Raw genomic sequence first — 310 nt, 5'->3', positions numbered from 1 at the left:
ACGGCAGCTATACATTGCGTATCGTCACACAGTTCAGCCAAAGCAGTACGACTTTGAAAGAAGCACGTACCCTGGAATATCCAACGAAACTGGTGGTAGGCGACTCCGGTGGCGGAGATCGTCCTGAAATCGAATGATTTGCAGGGTGGGTCGATGTAGTGTTGCATCGACACCAAGTGCAGCGTTGCATCGACATCGAGTGTAACGTTGCACTTACACCCAGTGCAACACGGCATCGACTGTCGATGCAAAAACAAGCGTTCTTTGACATGATGAGATTGATAAAGAGAAAAGAAATAATGAGCCAATG

Origin of the sequence: Parabacteroides sp. AF17-3, from assembly GCF_003635445.1 — a bacterium.
In the GTDB taxonomy this organism is placed as follows: Bacteria; Bacteroidota; Bacteroidia; order Bacteroidales; family Tannerellaceae; genus Parabacteroides; species Parabacteroides goldsteinii.
Note: the sequence above shows the minus strand (reverse complement) of the source record.